Annotated in this window: 22 protein-coding genes; 5 read left to right on the top strand and 17 right to left on the bottom strand. The window is 34.2% G+C overall.

Going from position 1 to position 20155, the window contains the following annotated elements; all coding sequences use genetic code 11:
- Window positions 1-55: 55 nt before the first annotated feature.
- The 12 genes from pcaF to HM992_RS06530 all read right to left on the bottom strand — a co-directional run bounded on the left by pcaF (window position 56) and on the right by HM992_RS06530 (window position 10749).
- Window positions 56-1267 carry a 3-oxoadipyl-CoA thiolase gene (pcaF, locus tag HM992_RS06585; protein WP_178985808.1) on the bottom strand — a complete coding sequence of 404 codons (1212 nt, stop codon included), beginning with the start codon at window positions 1265-1267 and terminating at the stop codon, window positions 56-58.
- 141 nt (window positions 1268-1408) lie between these two features.
- A complete protein-coding gene (gene ypfJ, locus HM992_RS06580) occupies window positions 1409-2269 on the bottom strand; it encodes a KPN_02809 family neutral zinc metallopeptidase (protein ID WP_178985809.1) in 861 nt (286 codons plus the stop codon).
- A gap of 20 nt (window positions 2270-2289) precedes the next feature.
- On the bottom strand, window positions 2290-2694 hold the full coding sequence (locus tag HM992_RS06575; protein WP_179319130.1) for a hotdog fold thioesterase: 405 nt from the start codon (window positions 2692-2694) through the stop codon (window positions 2290-2292).
- Between the two features lie 118 nt (window positions 2695-2812).
- Window positions 2813-4000, bottom strand: coding sequence for a 3-hydroxyacyl-CoA dehydrogenase NAD-binding domain-containing protein (locus HM992_RS06570; RefSeq protein ID WP_179319129.1), 1188 nt, complete (start codon window positions 3998-4000; stop codon window positions 2813-2815).
- Between the two features lie 94 nt (window positions 4001-4094).
- Entirely contained in the window at window positions 4095-5033 is a 939-nt protein-coding gene (locus HM992_RS06565; protein WP_179319128.1) for a pyridoxal-phosphate dependent enzyme, read from the bottom strand.
- 39 nt (window positions 5034-5072) lie between these two features.
- The gene (locus HM992_RS06560) at window positions 5073-5855 is read right to left on the bottom strand and encodes an enoyl-CoA hydratase-related protein (protein ID WP_179319127.1); all 783 of its coding nucleotides are present in this window, start codon (window positions 5853-5855) and stop codon (window positions 5073-5075) included.
- Window positions 5856-5899: 44 nt separating this feature from the next.
- Entirely contained in the window at window positions 5900-6400 is a 501-nt protein-coding gene (gene paaD, locus HM992_RS06555) for a 1,2-phenylacetyl-CoA epoxidase subunit PaaD (RefSeq protein WP_179319126.1), read from the bottom strand.
- Window positions 6401-6553: 153 nt separating this feature from the next.
- Window positions 6554-7309 carry a 1,2-phenylacetyl-CoA epoxidase subunit PaaC gene (gene paaC, locus HM992_RS06550; RefSeq protein ID WP_179319125.1) on the bottom strand — a complete coding sequence of 252 codons (756 nt, stop codon included), beginning with the start codon at window positions 7307-7309 and terminating at the stop codon, window positions 6554-6556.
- A gap of 146 nt (window positions 7310-7455) precedes the next feature.
- A complete protein-coding gene (gene paaB / locus HM992_RS06545; RefSeq protein WP_179319124.1) occupies window positions 7456-7746 on the bottom strand; it encodes a 1,2-phenylacetyl-CoA epoxidase subunit PaaB in 291 nt (96 codons plus the stop codon).
- Between the two features lie 87 nt (window positions 7747-7833).
- Window positions 7834-8790, bottom strand: a complete 957-nt coding sequence (paaA, locus tag HM992_RS06540) for a 1,2-phenylacetyl-CoA epoxidase subunit PaaA (RefSeq protein WP_179319123.1) — start codon at window positions 8788-8790, stop codon at window positions 7834-7836.
- A 119-nt stretch (window positions 8791-8909) separates the two neighbouring features.
- Window positions 8910-9983, bottom strand: coding sequence for a 2Fe-2S iron-sulfur cluster-binding protein (locus tag HM992_RS06535; protein ID WP_179319122.1), 1074 nt, complete (start codon window positions 9981-9983; stop codon window positions 8910-8912).
- A gap of 193 nt (window positions 9984-10176) precedes the next feature.
- On the bottom strand, window positions 10177-10749 hold the full coding sequence (locus tag HM992_RS06530) for a TetR/AcrR family transcriptional regulator (RefSeq protein ID WP_179319121.1): 573 nt from the start codon (window positions 10747-10749) through the stop codon (window positions 10177-10179).
- Window positions 10750-10863: 114 nt separating this feature from the next.
- On the opposite strand from HM992_RS06530, the gene HM992_RS06525 reads away from it, so the two are divergent.
- Window positions 10864-11172, top strand: a complete 309-nt coding sequence (locus HM992_RS06525; protein WP_179319120.1) for a rhodanese-like domain-containing protein — start codon at window positions 10864-10866, stop codon at window positions 11170-11172.
- A 54-nt stretch (window positions 11173-11226) separates the two neighbouring features.
- Here the strand turns inward: HM992_RS06525 and HM992_RS06520 are convergent, their stop codons facing one another.
- Window positions 11227-12093 carry a carboxypeptidase-like regulatory domain-containing protein gene (locus HM992_RS06520; protein ID WP_179319119.1) on the bottom strand — a complete coding sequence of 289 codons (867 nt, stop codon included), beginning with the start codon at window positions 12091-12093 and terminating at the stop codon, window positions 11227-11229.
- A gap of 120 nt (window positions 12094-12213) precedes the next feature.
- Entirely contained in the window at window positions 12214-12837 is a 624-nt protein-coding gene (locus tag HM992_RS06515) for a DUF4230 domain-containing protein (protein WP_178985822.1), read from the bottom strand.
- 230 nt (window positions 12838-13067) lie between these two features.
- Here HM992_RS06515 and HM992_RS06510 point away from each other — a divergent pair, with 230 nt between their 5' ends.
- Window positions 13068-13826, top strand: a complete 759-nt coding sequence (locus tag HM992_RS06510) for a hypothetical protein (protein WP_179319118.1) — start codon at window positions 13068-13070, stop codon at window positions 13824-13826.
- Between the two features lie 294 nt (window positions 13827-14120).
- Window positions 14121-15101, top strand: a complete 981-nt coding sequence (locus HM992_RS06505) for a hypothetical protein (protein WP_179319117.1) — start codon at window positions 14121-14123, stop codon at window positions 15099-15101.
- Between the two features lie 7 nt (window positions 15102-15108).
- On the opposite strand, the gene gldC is transcribed toward HM992_RS06505, so the two are convergent.
- Window positions 15109-15444 (bottom strand): gliding motility protein GldC, encoded by a 336-nt coding sequence (gldC, locus tag HM992_RS06500; RefSeq protein WP_178985825.1) that lies wholly within the window; start codon window positions 15442-15444, stop codon window positions 15109-15111.
- The gene (gene gldB / locus HM992_RS06495; protein ID WP_179319116.1) at window positions 15444-16412 is read right to left on the bottom strand and encodes a gliding motility lipoprotein GldB; all 969 of its coding nucleotides are present in this window, start codon (window positions 16410-16412) and stop codon (window positions 15444-15446) included. The genes gldC and gldB overlap by 1 nt, the downstream gene beginning before the upstream one ends.
- Before the next feature lie 162 nt (window positions 16413-16574).
- On the opposite strand from gldB, the gene nadE reads away from it, so the two are divergent.
- Window positions 16575-17363: an NAD(+) synthase gene (nadE, locus tag HM992_RS06490; RefSeq protein WP_178985827.1), complete on the top strand. Its 789-nt coding sequence runs from the start codon at window positions 16575-16577 to the stop codon at window positions 17361-17363.
- A gap of 136 nt (window positions 17364-17499) precedes the next feature.
- Window positions 17500-18129, top strand: coding sequence for a response regulator (locus HM992_RS06485; protein WP_178985828.1), 630 nt, complete (start codon window positions 17500-17502; stop codon window positions 18127-18129).
- 3 nt (window positions 18130-18132) lie between these two features.
- On the opposite strand, the gene dnaG is transcribed toward HM992_RS06485, so the two are convergent.
- Window positions 18133-20124, bottom strand: a complete 1992-nt coding sequence (gene dnaG, locus HM992_RS06480) for a DNA primase (protein ID WP_178985829.1) — start codon at window positions 20122-20124, stop codon at window positions 18133-18135.
- Between the last annotated feature and the right edge of the window lie 31 nt (window positions 20125-20155).

The following is a 20155-nucleotide window of genomic DNA, read 5'->3' as shown; positions in this document are numbered from 1 at the left end:
TCTCAAAAAGAGCGAGTAGTGAAAGCGCGACCCTTGTGGTAACGCCCAAACTATATTACACATTCACATTTTCAATTATTGCTGCATACCCTTGACCAACTCCTATACACATTGTCACCAAAGCGTAACGTTTGTTGGTTTCATTTAATTCAAGTGCCGCAGAATACGCAACTCTTGCTCCTGTAACGCCAAGCGGATGACCTATAGCAATAGCGCCTCCATTTGGGTTTAGTCTTGGATCATCATCTGCTAATCCCCAAGCACGAGTACAAGCCAAGGCTTGTGCTGCGAATGCTTCATTAAGCTCGATGATATCCATATCTTCCATTGTTAAACCTGCTTTTGCCAATGCTTTATTTGAGGCTTGAACTGGACCAATTCCCATAATTCTTGGCTCTACACCAACAACTGCCGAACTTACTATTCGTGCTATTGGTTTGAGATTGTACTTTTTTACTGCATCTTCACTCGCAATAATGGTTGCTGCTGCTCCATCGTTTAATCCAGAAGAGTTTCCAGCAGTTACGCTTCCACCTTCTTTTTTAAAGGCTGGTCTTAATTTTCCTAAAATTGCTAAAGAGGTTGTTGGTTTTACAAATTCATCTTTTGAAAATTGAATAGGATCTTTTTTACGTTGCGGAATTTCTACCGTTACGATTTCTTTTGCTAAGCGTCCGTTTTCTTGTGCTTTGGTTGCTTTCTGCTGACTCCAAAGTGCGAAGGTATCTTGGTCTTCGCGAGATATATTATATTTTTCTACTAAGTTTTCTGCCGTCATTCCCATGCCATCTGTGCCATACATTTCGTGCATTTTCGGGTTTACAAATCTCCATCCGAAAGTAGAATCGTATAGTTTAGAATCGCCTCCAAATGCGGATGATGGTTTTGCCATGACGTAGGGTCCACGTGTCATGTTCTCGACTCCACCAGAAATAAACACGTCTCCATCACCTGTTTTTATGGCACGATTAGCGTGAATGATTGCGGATAGACCAGAACTACATAATCGGTTTACAGTTTCTCCAGGAACAGTATATGGTAATCCTGCTAAAAGCGAAGCCATACGTGCAACATTACGATTGTCTTCTCCTGCTTGGTTGGCACAACCCATAATAACATCGTCGTATGCTTCTTTTGGGATGTTTGGATTACGTTTTACGATTTCTGAAATTACTAAAGCTGCTAAATCGTCTGTACGAACAGCAGATAAAGTCCCTTTATAGTTTCCTATTGGTGTTCTAATTCCGTCTATTATGTATGCTTCCATTCTTGAATTTGAAATTGAAATTGAAGTCGAAAATTGAAACTTCTATTTCTAATTAATATTTTTATTTATTGTGGATTCCCGCCTTCGCAGGAATGACAAATTGTTATAAACAATAGATTGTCTTGTTTTAGCAGGAATTGGTTAATCTAAAAGTGCAGAAAATGTATCTCCATTTCTAATATCGCCTGTGTTGTAGCCTTTCATAAACCACTCCATACGTTGTTGCGATGTGCCGTGGGTAAAACTATCAGAGTTTACACTTCCTCTAGATCGTTTTTGTATAGCATCGTCACCAACAGCATTGGCAGCGCTTATGGCTTCCTCAATATCTCCTGCTTGTAAATATTTTTTATTGTGATGTGCCCAAACTCCTGCGTAAAAATCGGCTTGTAATTCTTGTGCAACAGACAATTTATTTGCTCCTACTTGATTTGTTTGACTTTGTAATTGTCTTACTTTGTTTGAAGTTCCTAAAAGTGTTTGGATATGATGACCAACCTCGTGTGCTGTGACGTAAGCTATTGCAAAATCGCCACCTTTTGCTCCAAAACGTGTTTTTAGTTCGTCAAAAAAAGCTAAATCCATATATAATTTTTGATCGCCAGGACAGTAAAAAGGTCCAGAAGCTGAAGTTGCACTACCGCAAGCTGTAGAAACCGCATCTGTGAATAATACCATTTTTGGTTCTTTATAATCCCCTAGATTGTAGTCTCTAAATATTTGGTTCCACACATCTTCGGTGTCGGCCAAAACAGTTGCCATAAAATCGCCCATTTCAAGCTCTTCGCTGGTTAAATCTCTTTGTTCTACTTGCTGAGTGGTTTGACTATTAGCTACCTGCTCTATGATTGGTGCTATTTGCTGACCAGTTTCACCTCCAAAAAGTTGCAATAAAATTACAACTACGGCAATAACTCCACCACCAGCTGCAACTTTACCTTTAGTTCCCATGCCGCGTTGGTCTTCAAGATTCCCGCTTTGTCGTCTACCTTTCCATTTCATAATTTTATATTTTTACTATTTTATTCCCAATCTTTTTGAGTTCTATAAACGACACCTTTAAAAAGTGCTACTAATTCTTCTCCTCGTTTTACTTCAATAATATTAAATCCTAATCTGTTTTTTACAGATTCTATTACAGATTCTGCGACAATATAATCACCTTCGTTTAAGGCTTCAATATGATTAATGCTTGTTTCGATAGAAACGGCATATTTACCATGTGTATTTGCAGCAAAACCGAAAGCTGTATCTGCTAATGAATAACTGATACCACCATGTGCTTTGTTCATGCTGTTTAGCATTTCCTTTCTAATGGTCAACGCTACTTTGCATCGTCCGATTTCACATTCTAGAATTTCTATTCCTAGCCACGTGCTGTAGGCGTCTTGGGATAGCATTTTATGTGGAATTTGCTCTGGTTTCATATTTATTCTTTCGTCACTTCGAGTGATTCCGATTTTTCCTCGGAATTGTATCGAGAAGCCTCACTTGTTCTCGATATAAAATTGCAGAAAAAACAATTTCACTCGAACTGACGTTATATTAAAAAAACGTTTTATTTTCTTTATTCATGTTGCGTAATAACGGACTACAACGGTATCTATCTTCGTGATATTCGTTATATAATTCATCCATTTTTTGCACGCACCAATCGATTCCTTTTTCGTCTGCCCAAGCCAATAATCCATTTGGATAATTAACCCCTTTGGTCATGGCATTATCGATGTCTTCAGCTGATGCGATATTTAAAAACAAGGCATCTACGGCTTCGTTGATGAGCATGACTAAGACACGATCAAAAATTTGATTTTTTAAAGTCTCTTCCTCTTCATAGGTTTCAAAAGTCCTTGCATTTGTATGATTAGTGTTAATAATTTTTCCATTTTGATCGTAATTATAATAACCTTTTCCTGATTTTCGTCCTAAATAACCTGCTTCTGAAAATCGTTTTTGGGTTAATGATGGCTTATATCTTGGATCGAAATAGAATGCTGTAAAAACGGTTTCGGTTACTGTGTAATTGACATCGTTTCCTATGAAATCCATTAATTCAAATGGCCCCATTCTGAAATCACCTAAAGATTTTAAACTATGATCGATCGTCGCAAAGTCTGCTAATCCTTCTTCATAAATACGTAAAGCTTCTCCGTAAAAAGGTCTTGCGACTCTATTGACTATAAAACCTGGTGTGTCTTTAGCGACTGCGACTACTTTCTTCCAATCTTTAATGGTTTGTATGGCTTTTTCTAGAACCTCATTTGATGTTTGAATAGCAGGAATAACCTCAACCAATTTCATTAAAGGTGCTGGATTGAAAAAATGAATACCTACACAACGCTCTGGTTTTTGTAATGAAGCCGCAATAGATGCTATTGACAAACTAGAAGTGTTTGATGCGATAATACAATCGTCTGAAACATAATTTTCTAATTCTGAAAATACTTTTTTCTTGATATCCAGATTTTCGATAATCGCTTCGATAGTTAGATTAGAATCTGCTAAATCTTTTATTGTATTTACATAAGAAATGTTGGATTGAATTCTGTTTTTTTCATCCGAATCAATTCTTCCTTTTTCAATTAAACGTGCTAATATTTTTTCTAATGAAGCTTTTGCTTTATCTAAAGCTCCTTGATTGGTGTCGTACAATTTTACTTGACAACCAGAAGTTGCTGCTACTTGTGCGATGCCGCTTCCCATGGTTCCTGAACCTATAATTCCTATTTTCATTTTTTTTACTTTTATTGTGGATTCCTGCCTACGCAGGAATGACAAAACTGTTTCTTTTTTTTATGAGATACTGAAACCAGTTCAGGTTAACAAATCAACCAAACGGTAGATTTTTTACATCTACATTACCACCAGAAATAATAATCCCGATGTTTTTATTTGCAAATTCTTCTTTATTTTTTAATACAGCTGCAAAAGCTACTGCACTTGATGGTTCTACTATAATCTTCATTCGTTCCCAAATTAATTGCATGGCATTTATAATTTCACCTTCTTCAACACGAATAATCTTATCTACATACTTTTGAATAATAGGGAAATTACGATCCCCTAAATGTGTTCTTAACCCATCTGCTACTGTATCAAAACTCTCATTCGTTTCTATTTTACCAGAAATTAATGAACGATATGCGTCATCTGCCTCCAAGGGTTCTCCACCAATCACTTTACAGTTAGTTGAAAAATAATATGCTGCCAAAGCTGTGCCTGCAATAAGACCTCCTCCACCGACTGGTGTTAAAATAACATCCAAATCTGGCTGTTCTTCTAAAAACTCAATTGCTGCTGTACTATTTCCGTAAATCACCTCATCTTGATTTGATGGATGTAAAAAAGTTGCACCTTTTTCTTCTTTTATCTTATTAGCTGTTGCTTCTCTTGCTTGAGGTGTCGATTCACATTCTATAATTTCTCCATCATACGTTTTAACACCATCTTTTTTTACTTGAGGTGCATTTTCTGGCATTACAATATAAGCCTTAACTCCTAATTTTTTAGCTGCCAACGAAACGGCTTGGGCAAAATTACCAGACGAATGTGTCACCACTCCGCGTTCTCTTTCTTTTTTGGAAAGTGAAAGGATGGCATTTGCAGCTCCTCGCATCTTAAAGGCTCCCATTTTTTGAAAGTTCTCACATTTGAAAAACAGGTTACAGCCTGCTTCTTTATTTAGCAATTCTGAGGTTAGCATTGGTGTTTTGTGAATAAATGGTTTTATCCGGTTGTGCGCTTCTATGAGAGTTTGTTTATTCATCCTATAATAGATTCCTGCCTTCGCAGGAATGATAAAACTTTAGTTTCCTTTAAAATTTGGTTGACGTTTTTCTATAAATGCAGCCACTCCTTCTTTGTAATCTTCGCTTTGTGCCGCTTCAATTTGTAATTTAGATTCTAAAGCTAATTGCGATTCTAAATCATTCGTCATCGATTTATTGAACAATTCTTTAATCATACCCAATGCTTTTGTAGGCATGTTTGCTAGTTTCAAAGCTAGTTTATCAATCGTTTCTTCAAATTCTTCTGTTGGAACACATTTATAAATCATGCCCATTTTTTCAGCTTCCTCAGCTCCAATTTTATCGCCTAGCATCGCTAATGCTAATGCTTTTTGAAAACCTATTAATCTTGGTAAAAAGAACGTTCCTGCGCTGTCTGGCACCAAACCTATTAAACTAAAGGCTTGAATAAAACTCACTTTTTCATGAGCGACCACAATATCACAAGCTAAGGCTATGTTTGCTCCAGCTCCTGCAGCCACTCCATTTATGGCTCCAATTATTGGTTTTTTAATGGAACGTATTCTAGTGATGATTGGGTTATAATGCTCTTCTAATATTTTTTTGAATCCTGGGTTTAAATCCGGATCTGTAACTTCTTTTAAATCTTGACCTGCACAGAATGCTTTTCCGTTTCCTGTTAAAACAATGGCTCTAACTTCAGAATTGGTTTCACAATCATCTAAAATACTTTGTAAACTTAAAGCCATTTCACGATTAAAACTATTAAAAACTTCAGGTCTATTTAGCGTGATGGTTGCTATTTTGTTTTCTATTGTTAGTTGGATGCTTTTGCTCATATTTTTCTTTTATTGTGGATTCCTGCCTTCGCAGGAATGACAAATTATTTTAAACATTTAAAATAATCAAATGGCTCTAGGCAATTATCACATTGAAACTGTGCTTTGCATGCTGTGGAACCAAACTGACTTACTAATCTTGTGTTTTGTGAACCGCAATTGGTACATTTTACTAATCGTTTTCCGTTTAGTAAAACCTCTTTATCTGCTTCTGCGCTTAAAGGTGCTGCGATTCCGTAATCTTCTAATGCTTTTCTTCCTCTTGGTGTAATCCAATCGGTGGTCCAAGCAGGATGTAATATCAACTCTATTTTAGACTCGTATCCTGCGGCTTTTAATGCTGATTTTATATCATCTCCAATCACATCCATTGCTGGACAACCACTATAGGTTGGTGTGATTTCGACTTTAACGATTTTATTTTCTATAACAGCAGAACGTATCACTCCCATATCCATGATTGATAATACTGGGATTTCAGGATCGGAAACTTTTTCCAGAATTGGAATTAAGACTTCGTCTATATTTTGTTCTGTTGTTGTCATATTCATTTCCCGTGAAAACGGGAATCTTATTTTATTGCTTCTCGATACAATTCCGATAAAAAAATCGGAATCACTCGAAGTGACATTTTGTTTTAATTTATGAGATTAGCTTCGTTAAACCTAAAGGTTCATCTGCCTTCGCAGGAATTTGTGTTACCATTCCATATTAGGATACGCACGTTGCATATATTGAAGCTCTGCTAATAAATACCCTAAATGTTCGGTGTGAATGCCTTCTTTTCCACCTTTTTGAAACCATTTTGATTCCGGGATTTCGAGTGTTGCTTCTTCTAAAATTTCATTTACCTTTTTATAATAGGTCTCTTTAAGTTTTGTTACATCAACACCAATTCCTTCTGCAACCATTGCTTTATCTGCTTCGGTTTGATGAAATAACTCATCAGTATAGGTCCATAAACCATCAATAGCATCTTGCATTTTCGCTTTACTTTCTTCTGTACCATCACCTAATCGCTTTACCCAATCTGAAGAAAAACGTTCGTGATAACTCACTTCTTTAATACATTTATTGGCAATTGCAGATAGTGTTAAGTCTTTACTTTTTTGAAGTTCCGCAAGAAATGCTAAATGGTACACATCGAATAAAAATTGACGCGCTATAGCGTAGGCAAAATTTGTATTTGGCTGTTCTACCAACAATACGTTTTTATATTCGCGCTCTTTACGTAGCATGGCGATATCGTCTTCTGTTCTATCGTCACCAGCAATTTTTGCCGCATACTGAAAATAGCTTCTTACTTGCCCAAATAAATCTAATGAGATATTAGTACAAGCAATATCTGTTTCTAAACTTGGACCATGACCTGTTAATTCTCCTAGTCTTTGACCGAGAATTAAACTATTGTCTGCGATGCCTAAGATATAATTGTATAGGTTTTCGTTTTTCATGTTTACTTCCCACGGAAATGGGAATCTTTTTAATTAAACATTTATTATTTCTTTATTGAAATTCTTCGCTTTGCTCAGAATAACATTTAGGTTCAATTGATGAATTTCCCACTTTCGTGGGAATTGTAATTTGAGCTTTGCTCAAATTACATATGTTTTACCTCGTCCGGTAAATCGTAAAATGTTGGATGACGATAGACTTTATCTTGAGCAGGCTCAAACATTTCGCCATTATGCTCTGGATTTGATGCTGTAATATTTTTAGATTCTACGACCCAAATGCTTACACCTTCACTTCTTCGAGTGTATACATCACGTGCATTTTCTAATGCCATTTCTTCATCTGCTGCATGTAAACTTCCGCAGTGACGATGTTCTAATCCGTTTTTACTTCTTACGAAGACTTCCCAAAGTGGCCAGTTTTTTTTATCAGACATAATTCTTAATGCCTGCGAAAGCAGGTATCTTATTAATTAAACTTTAGTTATTTATACCTGTCAGGTATTTAAAACCTGACAGGATAATTAAATTGCTTGTTTTTGTTTTCTTGCTTGTTTCTTTTCAGCATAAGCCATTGCAGCATCACGAACCCATTCTCCTTCTTCCCATGCACCAACTCTAGCTTTCATACGTTCTTTATTCATTGGTCCATGACCTTTAACGACTTGCCAAAATTCGTCCCAATCGATTTCTCCGAAATCGTAACTTCCTTTTTCTTCGTTCCATTTTAAATCCGGATCAGGAATGGTGAGTCCGATTAAGTCGGCTTGAGGTACCGTTTGATCTATAAATTGCTGACGCAAATCATCGTTAGACTTACGTTTTAATTTCCATTTCATGGATTGTTCTGTGTGAATAGATTCTGCATCAGTTGGACCTAACATCATTAAGCTTGGCCACCACCAACGATTTAAAGCATCTTGGGCCATGTCCTTTTGCTCAGGTGTTCCGTTTGCCAATTTTATCATGATTTCATACCCTTGACGTTGATGGAAACTTTCTTCCTTACACACGCGAACCATGGCTCTTGCATAAGGTCCGAAAGAGGTATTACACAATGGCACTTGATTGATAATTGCTGCTCCATCTACTAACCAACCAATAGCTCCCATATCTGCCCAAGTCACTGTTGGGTAGTTAAAAATGGATGAATATTTTGCTTTACCTGAGTGTAATTGCTCGTATAATTCATCTCGTGAAATTCCTAAGGTTTCGCAGGCAGAATATAAATATAATCCGTGACCTGCTTCATCTTGTACTTTTGCTAAAAGTGCTACTTTTCTTCGTAATGAAGGTGCACGCGTTATCCAATTACCTTCGGGAAGCATACCTACAATTTCGGAATGTGCATGTTGTGACATTTGCCTAATATGCGTTTTACGATATTTTTCTGGCATCCAGTCTTTGGGTTCGATTTTTTCGTCTCTTGCGATACGAGCCTCGAACTGTGCTTCTAGATTTTTTATTTGTTCTTCACTCATGATTTAGTTATTAGTGAATAGTTATTAGTTTATAGTGGATTAGCTTCGCTGAACCCATAGGTTTATCTGCCTACGCAGGAATGTCAAATTATAGAAATCCCTTTTTGCAAAGGGTTTTATTAAACATCGAAATCTACAATTACTTTTTCTGTTGTTGGTACTGCTTGGCAGCTTAAGACTAGGTTTTGTGAGACTTCTTTATCGCTTAATGCGTAATTTATTTTCATTTCAACAGCACCATCTATAACTTTACATTTACAAGTGCTACAAACTCCTCCTTTACACGCGAAAGGCAAATCAGCACCTGCGCCTAAGGCTGCATCGAGGATATTATCGTATTCTTTAGTCATGGTAAAAGCGAATTCTTTCCCTCCATCTACAATAACGACTTCAGTCCCTTCTACATTTTGTTGCGCTAAGCGTTCTGCACGTTTGATATCTTCGTCTGAAAGTCCTTTTACAAACAATTCAAAATGTATCAATTCTTTCGGCAATCCTGCATTAATTAAATATTCACTGACATAATTGACCATTTTCTCTGGGCCACAGAGAAATACTTCACTTGTATCTGGAATATCGATGAAGGTCTTGGTTAAAACTTTCATTTTTTCATCATCGAAACGTCCATTAAACAACTCAATATCTCTACGTTCTTTGGTTAAGAAATAATAAATTTCTAACCGTCCAAAATATTTGTTTCGCAATTGCTCTAGTTCTTCTTTAAAGATAATAGATTTTGCGGTTTTATTGACATAAAATAATTTACAGGTTGAATTTGGCTCGGCTTGCAAATGTGCTTTAACCATAGACAGAACAGGTGTTATTCCGCTTCCTGCAGCGAAAAACAAATAGTTTTTAGGTTTTTCTGCATTGACCTCTACACCAAACGTTCCGCTCGGAGACATCACTTCTAATTGGTCTCCAGCTTTTAATTCTTCATTTATAAAGGTGGAAAATTTTCCTCCTGGAATTAACTTTACAGCAACTTTCCATTGCTTATCATTTGGACTTGAACATAACGAATAGGAACGACGAACGTCTTCACCATTTAAATCTGCTTTTAATGTTAAATGCTGACCTTGACGAAACTTGAAAGCATCGTGTAATTCTAAAGGAACGTCAAAGGTGATTAACGAAGTGTCTTCGGTTTCCTTATATAGGTCTAAAACTTTTAATTTGTAAAATTCTGCCATCTCGTGCCACACGTTGAGCGTGGTATCTTTTAGTTTACCAATATGTTACACCTATTAGGTTTTATAAACCTTAGAAAATAACTCAAACTAACACTTGTTAGTTTACTTGACAAAGTTATAAAATTTATTCTAAAGATTTTGTTAACTTGATATTATGCTTTTGAATCACTGGTGAAAGCATTGCGTTTTTTAATTAGTCTTTAGCAATACCATTTATAAGTATATTGCTTAAGCTATCTGTTAATTCTTCAAGATTGATATCTTCTTTTTTTGGAATCCAGATGTAAAGGGAACGCAAAGTGGTGAGTATTGAAAACATCATAACGTCTGGTTTTACATTGATGATTTCACCTGAATTTATACCATCTTTTAAAATGGTTTTAAAATCAGTTTCGTAATCGCTACGCAGTTTCTTATAGTAGATTAATTGTTTTTCTAAATGCATCCAATCATTATTTAGGGATGCCATTCCGTAGCTGTTTTTACTTGATATATTAACGTGTAATTCTATGATTTTTTTTAGTTTCTCAATACATGAATCGTTAGACATGCTAATTTCTTTCATACCATTTGTAAACGCTTCTGCTAAAGAAATAATGATGGCATTTAAAATGTCTTTCTTAGAATTGATATGGTTATAAAGACTTGCCGCTTTAATACCCATAGCTTTTGCAAGATCCCGCATAGTTACAGCGCTATAGCCCTTTTCTTTGAAAAGTTTGGCTGCTACTCTTATGATTTCTTGTTGACGTGTTTCTGGTTTCATAGCTATTGTAGCGTACTAAAATAAGAAGATTTTTGGGTTGAAATCAAATTAATGTAACTTTGGTTACGTTTTGTTCCTAATGCTTTTCGGAATTTTGACAAAAAAATATATACTATGGGATTATTTAATGCTTTATTTGGAAAATCGACTAATAACGTTGCTGAATATATTGAAAAAGGAGCTATTATTTTAGATGTTAGAACTAAAAGCGAATATCAAGGTGGACATATCAAGAATGCGAAACATATTCCGCTTCAAGAATTGGGAAATAGAATTAATGAGATTAAAAAATTAAACAAACCTGTTATCGCTTATTGTGCAAGTGGTATGCGTTCTGGAAGTGCTTCAAGCATGTTGAAGTCTAATGGTGTTGATGCTATAAATGGTGGCGGCATAAGTAGTTTGCAACGAAAGTTGGGTTAATTTCCTAAAAGCATTAATACTCCTCACGAATAATCTCTGTATTAAAGGTTGTTACTATTCGCACATTGCATTTAGATAAAAGCTAAGATTTTGCCCATCTTTAGCCCAATTATCCATTGCTTTTTCTCTAAAAAAGGACGTATGCAATGGTGAACTTGCTGTAGAGATTGAAAAATATTTACTGTCTTTGTTTGTTTTTACACTTTCTATCCATTGAATGGTAACAGCAATTTCTTCTACTTCTTCATTAAAAAAAATATCGTAAGGCTCTAAATCGACTTTAAACCAACCTAATGAATTATTTGTTATCTCGAATATAATATTCTCGTGGACTATTAAATCCGTTGGAAGTCCATCTTCAATTTTATAAAAATTAACTCTAAATTTTAAAGATTTAAAATCATTTGAAGTGATATTGAAATTCAAATCCTCGATATGGCAATTCCGTCTCATCTTAAATTTCATTCCTCTTTCTTTACTTAACCTGTCATCCACATCTTTTTCATAATACGTATAAAAATTAGCGTGCATTAACCCGAGCCCTTTTGAGGTTCTTCCAATCTTTTTAGACTTTAACTTTACCTTATTTGAGTTTACAACGACTTCGTCTAATTCCAAATCTTGAGCTTGAAGTAAAATAGGCTCCTTTATTTTTTTCAATTCTGAAATTAAAAATTTTTCGATTTTGAAACCAACAAACGAGAAAACAACAGTATCTTTTGTAGTTATATTATCATTTAAAATCAACTTGAATATTCCATCCTTATTTGAGACTGTTCCAACAGATTTATTTTTAATTCCGATGTTAACATATGCAAGAGGCTCACCGTTATTGTAATTCTGAATCTTTCCTGATAGGGTTTCTTGCGAGTAGGAGAATAAACTTATTTGTAAGCATATAGATGCTATGAAAAATTTCATAAATAGTATTGATTTCATTTTGCAAACCAATATTAGAAAATCAAGACTGATTATCTGTTAAGAATTTTATAATTGGATTAATTTTAAGAATGTAGAGATATAATTTCGCTTGTACTAAACTTAATCCAAGATGCCTTCTAAATTTTGTAACTGAATTAAATCCTCAACAGGGCTTTCATTGTATTGTAATGTCCAACCTAAAGATTTTGTTAGGATAAAGAATTTAGAAAGTTCACTTATTAATCGATTCTGCGCGTTAGATTTTAAATCGGACGCTTCAATTTTTTTCATTAGTGATTTCTTTACTGTGTCCTTTATATTATTGTAGTCTTTCGCTTCGAACTGATTTAGGTAATCGGCTTGAACATCATAATATTCAAAATCTGGATTGATTTTAATTTCTTCTTTAGGAATACTTATAATTTGAAGCGTCTTAGTAGCCTCATCAATCTTGTATTCAATTTTACCTAAATCATAAGCCACGGTTACATCTGCATTCACCACAACAAGTGCTTTCTTTTCAGCAGACATTAAATCACCAAAAATGGCTTTAGAATTCTTATAGCTAAAGACTTCTGAAAAATGACCTTCGGTAACCACTAATTTTCCAACATTTTTAATTTGTTCTTGAATTAACGCACTATGTTCTTCAATAACAATTTTGTCTTCCTTTTTGTCTTCACAATATTTAAAAGTGAATAAAACAACCAAGGTAATTATGACACCAAATAAAATTTTTCGCATAAGCTAATTTAAACAAATTACAACTGAACACACCCAAAATTACGCATAATTAAATCTTGTTTTTTTGCTTTACGTCGTTAGTGAATGTTTATTATCTATGAAAAACGCAACATATCCTATATAAATGCAAGCTAAGTATTTAGGCTGTAAATTAGACCCTAAACACAATAAGTACTGTTACCCAAAAACAGACTAATTGTAAGCCCATTAACCTAAAAACAGTGATTATTATGATTAAAAACATAAGCACATTACTCGTCCTACTTTTGACTACAATTAGCTACGGTCAAAATATTACATTATTGCAAAACACCAACCCAAAAGCTAAAGAGCTAAGACATCGTTTAAACATCACTACGGATAGCTTAGTATTGGAATGTGACTCTAAAATTCAAAAAGTTGAAATTTTCAATAGAGATTATGAACAAACAGTTATAGTCGAAGCTAACAAAACACAAATTTCGTTACTTAATATACCGGTAGGTAATTTCGTTGTAGAGACTAAATTAGCCGAAAAGATTATAGTTATGGATTTAACAAAACATAACGATCCTTATAACACCTTTGATTCGAATATGGAGCAAACAATAGAAGGAAAAGGGATGATGTTAGATGAAGAGTTGAACGTTATTAAGAGTTCTCCAAATAAAAGTGTAGCCTTTCTACTGACTCGTGGAAGCACCAAAAATCATGATAATAAGAATGAAAAATACTTTTGGACTGTAGCACAGATTAATAATGACAGTGGCTCTAGTAAAACAATGAGATTAGTAGATCAGAAGTCTGCAGAAACTATGATTCTTAGACATAAATTGGAGATCAACAGCGATTCTGGAAAATTAAATAAACTGACTGTTTGGGAGGTTTATAACAAGAGTGAATTTATGGAGAACCAAGTTTCAAACCCTGAATTTGTAAATACATTAGCAACGGATTTATTTAATCCCAATCCTTATTATTCTACTTCTAATAATATACAAAGTCTATAATAGTAATCTTGTTTGATTTATCTTTTTCTAATAGCTAGAAATTCAATGTTTAGTATGGATTTTCTCATCATTATCAACGAAATCAAATCATATTAGAATATTAACGTAACACCTTACTCGATATTATTTGTGTTATATCGAGAGTTATAGCACATTAACTAAAAAACTTACCACGCACCTATTAATTAAGGTGGCACATAAAAAAGCCAATAACTTTGCTCCTATCATTAAGACGTTCTAATTGAATTGATTGGTATAAAAATTGTTTCCCCAAAACAAAAAAACCTACTTATTATGAAACTACTATACTTTATTGTATTATTATTTTTGTCAACCTTAGTGTATGGCCAAAAATCCGTTTTACTTCAAAACACAAATACAAGAGCCAAAGAGCTTAAGCACCAACTTAATAAAACTGAAGACAGTATAATCTTTAAATGCGACCGTACTATATACGAACTCATGATTTTTAATGATGATTTTGAACGCGTCATAAAAGTTAAGGATACTGTAGCAAAAATTCAAATTTCCGATATCCCAGTTGGGCGCTATGCTGTTGAAGCCGTACTACGAGATAAGTTAATTATAATTACATTATTAAGAAACGAATCTTTTGGTTTAGAAGAACTTACACCTATAGCACATAAAAGGACAGATCTTAATGACGAAACAATAGTAGACTTAAATACAAGCGTTGCTATTATTGAGAATGCACCTAAAAAGTTAATAAAATATGTGAAACCACTAGAAAAACTTGATTCTTTAGCGAAAAACACACCTTTTGGGTCTGAAAATAATAAAGGTAAAACCGAATTGAGATTATCTGGTAAAACAACCACACCTAGTCCTAAAACGGTCAAAGAAGAAATCAATGCTCCAACAAGGACACGCATTAACAATAGACTTGCGTTGTATACCAGGGAAGACGTAAAATCCGCCAAACCCGAACAGCCAAGAGGTAGAATAGCACGTGCAAAAACATATAATGCTCTTGCAAGATATTGGGTTATTTACAAAATGGACAATGGCTCTACTTCTGAAAAGGTACTAAAAATAGCAGACCAAGAAACTGTTGATCGTATGATTCGTAAGATTGAAATTGACATGAAAACCTCATCTGGTCGATTAAATGAACTTACCGTTTGGCAAATCTATAATACAACAAACTTTGTACAGCATAAAAGAAGAAACAAGAAAAACTACATGAACATTGATTCAGATAGTTTTAATCTCGTTCCTTATTTTAAAGTAACTCAGGATTCTGACAAATTATAAAACGACCTTACTTTTTAAGCTCTAGTTTTTCTGCGAAATAATCACAAAAATCTTTCATGGTTGCTGTCATTTTCTCGTCTTGAGTTGCTCTTAGAAAAGAATCGCTCATGGTTACTAAAGTTTGATGAAAGAAAAGCTTCATTTCATCTACAGGCATATCTTTAGTCCACAAGTCTATTTTTAAAGTTTCTTGTGCATTACTATCCCAAACAGATAACATAATTGCCTTAGCCTCTTCGTTATTAACACCACCATCTTGTGCTGACCAATTTAGTTTTTCTGGCACTCTGTTTTCATCGAGTTCAACGTTTAGTACTATTTTAGATTTTATAACTTTAGACATTACTTTTTTGGTTTAAATTTTGATTTTCTAAATATTTCTTCAGGTTCAGTTTGCATAATTTTCATTATACCATCACCCGAATTTTCTGCATAAGCTTTTACTATTTGCCAGCCAATATACTGACCTAAACGTCCTGGAGACTCATTATCTAACTCCAAATAAAACTTGGTAAACGGAGCATCCGCAATAAATCGGTTGGGTAACCTAGGATCTGTACTGTATAATAATTCTTTTTCAATAAAATAACTCCAAATCTGACTCTCATTGGCTTCAGCCCATTGTATTTGATTTTCAGTATAGCCAATTTTTTCAGCATCTGTTTTAAACGGAATCATTACATCTTTAAAATAGAGTAACTTCCCAAAATAAATCATCTCTTCTAACAATGCTTTTCTGGTTGATTGAAAAGCGTATTTCTTTGCATAACCATCAGCCAAATCTACTACGATTTGTTCTTTTTTAAAGTTTTTAGCGAGATACGCTGGAATATTACCATCGACATAGAACCGATGATCTTCACCTAAATAATTATCCAATGCTACTAGCACAATACTATCTGTTATAATAACTTTATCTCTATACTGAACATTATTAGTTAAGGTAATAATTCTTGGCGTAGAGAATACTTTATCATAATATTTTAGATGCTGAAACATTGACACCAAATCTTCTCTAGTATTGTCAAAATCCTTGAAAGCCGCATTAACCTCTTGTAAAATCTCGTGCTGTAAGCTGTCATTCATTCTATGGATCACAATAGAATCTGGTTCATGCTTAGAAAAGAAAAAAGGATAAGCACTTTTTAAGTTTGGAAGATCTTTTGGTGTCGCTTCATAAAATGCTTTATCAAAACGTTCTATTGTAAAATCTACTTCAACTTTAGCGATTTCTTTTTCAACTTTAGAATCTTCATCACAAGACAGTATTGCAAACCCTAATAATAAAATAAAGTAAATTCTTATCTGCATTTGGTAAAATATTTTTAATCCTAACTCGATTGCGTTATTTTTGTTGTGCAAAGGTACACTTCTTTATGAACTCGTTTCTATTTTTTAGGTTTTAGCAAAAATTAGATGCATATCGTTCAATTGAAAAAGTATAAACGAATTTAATTTAAAATTAGAAATATTATGCAAACCGAAAACGTAGTAAATCACATTGTAAATTGGCTAAAAGACTATGCCACAAAAGCGAAAGTTAACGGTTTTGTTGTGGGAATTTCTGGCGGAATTGATTCTGCAGTCACCTCAACGCTTTGCGCCAAAACAGGTTTAGACGTTTTATGCATAGAAATGCCAATTCACCAAGCGCCAAGTCATGTGACAAGAGCACAAGAACATATTTCATTTTTAAAACGTCAGTTTCCAAATGTGAAAGACACGGTTATAGATTTAACTCCAGTGTTTGAAGAGTTTAAAACCGAAGTCAGCCTAGAAGGCCAACAAACTACCGTAGATATGGCTTTAGCCAATACAAGAGCACGTTTGCGAATGACAACCTTGTATTATCATGCTGGTCTATTAGGGCTTTTAGTCGCAGGAACGGGTAATAAGGTTGAAGATTTTGGCGTTGGTTTTTACACAAAATATGGTGATGGAGGTGTTGATTTAAGTCCTATTGCGGATTTAATGAAGTCAGAAGTCTACGCTATCGGAACGTATTTAAAAGTATCTGAATCCATAATTAAAGCAGCACCAAGTGATGGTTTATTTGGAGATGCGCGAAGTGATGAAGATCAAATTGGCGCCTCTTATCCAGAATTGGAATGGGCTATGCAGGTAACAGAAGAAGGAAAAACGGCAACTGATTTTGAAGGGCGAAAACGCGAGGTAATTGAGATTTATTCTCGTTATAATTCTTCCAACAAACACAAAATGAACCCAATACCGGTTTGCGAAATTCCTAATATTTTTAAATAAATATTACATTTCACAAAATTAAATAGTTAATTTATTTAATTTTTAACTATTTTTACTCAACAGATCTCCACATAGTTTTTGATAATAGCATTTATTAACGTAATTATTAACCCTAACCAAAAACCAAAATATTATCATGATACATATTCTGATTGTAGATAGTCATCCTATTGTGAGAACGGGATTAGAACTATTCTTAAACAGTAAGGCAGATTTTAAAGTCATCGGTAGTTTAGGAAGTGGAATTGAGATATTTGAATTTGTAAGACGTCATAAAGTTGACGTTATAATATCTGAAATCGATTTACCAGAACTTAATGGAATCACTGCACTGAGAGCTATAAAAAAAGAGAACAAATCCGTTCAAGTTTTAATGTTTAGCCACCAACCCGAAGAAATTTATGCCATTAGCACCATTAAAGCAGGTGCATCTGGCTACTTAAACAAAGGAGCTAGTGTTGGCGCCATTGAAACCGCAATACGAAAAATTAGTGCTGGAGAAACGTCACTTAGTGAAAAAATGGATAAACATTATCGCTATGAAGATACGCGCAAAAGCAGAAGCCGTATGTTTAAGAAGCTTTCCACTAGAGAAATTGAAGTTTTAAAACTACTTTCTATTGGCCGTAAAAATAAAGAAATAGCTCAAGAATTAGATATTAACGAAAAAACAGTAAGTACGTATAAAGCGCGACTGTTTAAGAAATTAAATGTCACAAATATTGTAGATTTAATTCACCAAGCGAAGCATCACAATTTAACGTAACAACTAACCAACCACTTTACCTAGCTTACGAGACAATAACATTTTTAAACCAACGTAGTCTTTTACATCCTCAATAATAGAGCGTGTATCTGCATTTTCGTTTAAGGTTTCATTCTTATATTCGGCTACTTTTTGATCGATTAAGTGACAGCGTAGGCTTAAAATGGTTTGACTCACCAATTGCGAAACTGAATCTTTCTTTTCTTTTGGTATAATTAGATTTCGTTCCCAATCATGAAGATTATAACGTTCATCCTCCATTAAAATACTGGTTACTAAACCTGCCGAATCTTGGTCTAATTGGTTAATGAAGTTTTTGGTAGAAAACCCTTCTTCCTGGTTTAATTTATCAATAATTGAATAATAAAGTATTTTAAACTGTGGATTTGAGAATTGCATCTCATCTTCCTGAAGATCTAGATAGATTTTTTCAAATACACGCGTTTCATGTTTTGTTGGCTCTAAAACTAACTCACCTGAACTTTCATCTTCTTGTAAAATTAAATCTTCAAATTGTTCTGTTCGATCACCATAGAGCATTAAGATTTCAATAATTTTCTTTTCTAATTCATATTGAACATTAACTTTTGGCTTACGACTTGGCTCTTCATTCCTAAAAACTTCAAATGGAGGTTCATTTGGATCAGAAGAACTAGATGACATATAAGACTTGGGTTTATTATTATCCTGAGCCTGTTTATTATTAATTTGTGCTAAAGTTGTAAATAGAACATTCTCGCTTATATCCATAATACGCGCACATTCTTGAATGTAAATTTCACGTTTTATTTGATCTGGAATTAAGGCAATACTATTTACGATTTCTCGAATGGTTTCTGCCTTTTTAATCGGATCATTGTTAGCTTCCTTTACTAAAAGTGACGCTTTAAATTGAATAAAATCTTTAGCATTATTGTTAAGGTATTCTGTAAGCTCTTCTAGTGTATTTGATTTTGAAAAACTATCAGGATCTTCACCATCTGGAAACGTACATATTTTAACATTAACTCCTTGTTCTAATATTAAATCGATACCACGAATAGAAGCTCTAATTCCTGCCGCATCACCATCAAAAAGGACCGTAATATTATTCGTTAATCTATTAATTAATCGAATTTGATCAGGAGACAATGCCGTACCGGAAGAAGATACCACATTAGTAATTCCTGTTTGATGAAATTGAATGACATCGGTATAACCTTCAACCAAATAACAATTATCCTCCTTCGCTATACTTTGTTTGGCATGATATAAACCGTACAAAATCTTACTTTTATGATAGATTTCGCTTTCAGGTGAGTTTAAATATTTAGCTGCTTTTTTATCATTGGTTAAAATACGTCCACCAAAACCAAGAACACGCCCACTCATACTATGAATAGGAAACATTACTCGGCCTTTAAATCGGTCAAACCTTTTCTCTCCTTTTACTATGGTTAAACCCGTTTGTTCTAAAAAATTAAGCTGATAGCCTTTACCCAAGGCATCATCTGTAAAACCTTGCCACTCATCTAACGAATAGCCAAGATCAAATTTCTTAATCGTCTCATCTGTAAAGCCACGCTCTTTAAAATAACTTAACCCTATGGCTTTTCCTTGATTGGTTTTATGCAACACATTCTGAAAATAGCTACTTGCATATTCACTTACCAAATACAAGCTTTCTCTCGTATCGGCTTGTGCTTTTTCCTCGTCTGTGCGCTCGGTTTCCTCTATTTCAATATTGTATTTTTTAGCCAAATACTTAATAGCTTCAGGATAGGTGAAATGCTCGTGTTCCATTAAAAAGGTAACTGCATTGCCTCCTTTTCCACTTGAAAAATCTTTCCAAATTTGCTTTACAGGAGATACGACAAAACTTGGAGAACGCTCTTCACTAAAAGGACTTAAGCCTTTGTAATTTGTACCAGCTTTTTTTAACTGTACAAAATCACCAATCACCTCTTCTACGCGAGCGGTTTCAAATACTTGTGCTATGGAATTTTGTGAAATCAATTTTTGGAATTTAGCAAGTTGGTAAATTTAA

The sequence above is a fragment of the Winogradskyella helgolandensis genome, assembly GCF_013404085.1.
GTDB lineage: Bacteria > Bacteroidota > Bacteroidia > Flavobacteriales > Flavobacteriaceae > Winogradskyella > Winogradskyella helgolandensis.
This window is presented reverse-complemented; position numbering and strand designations above follow the sequence as displayed.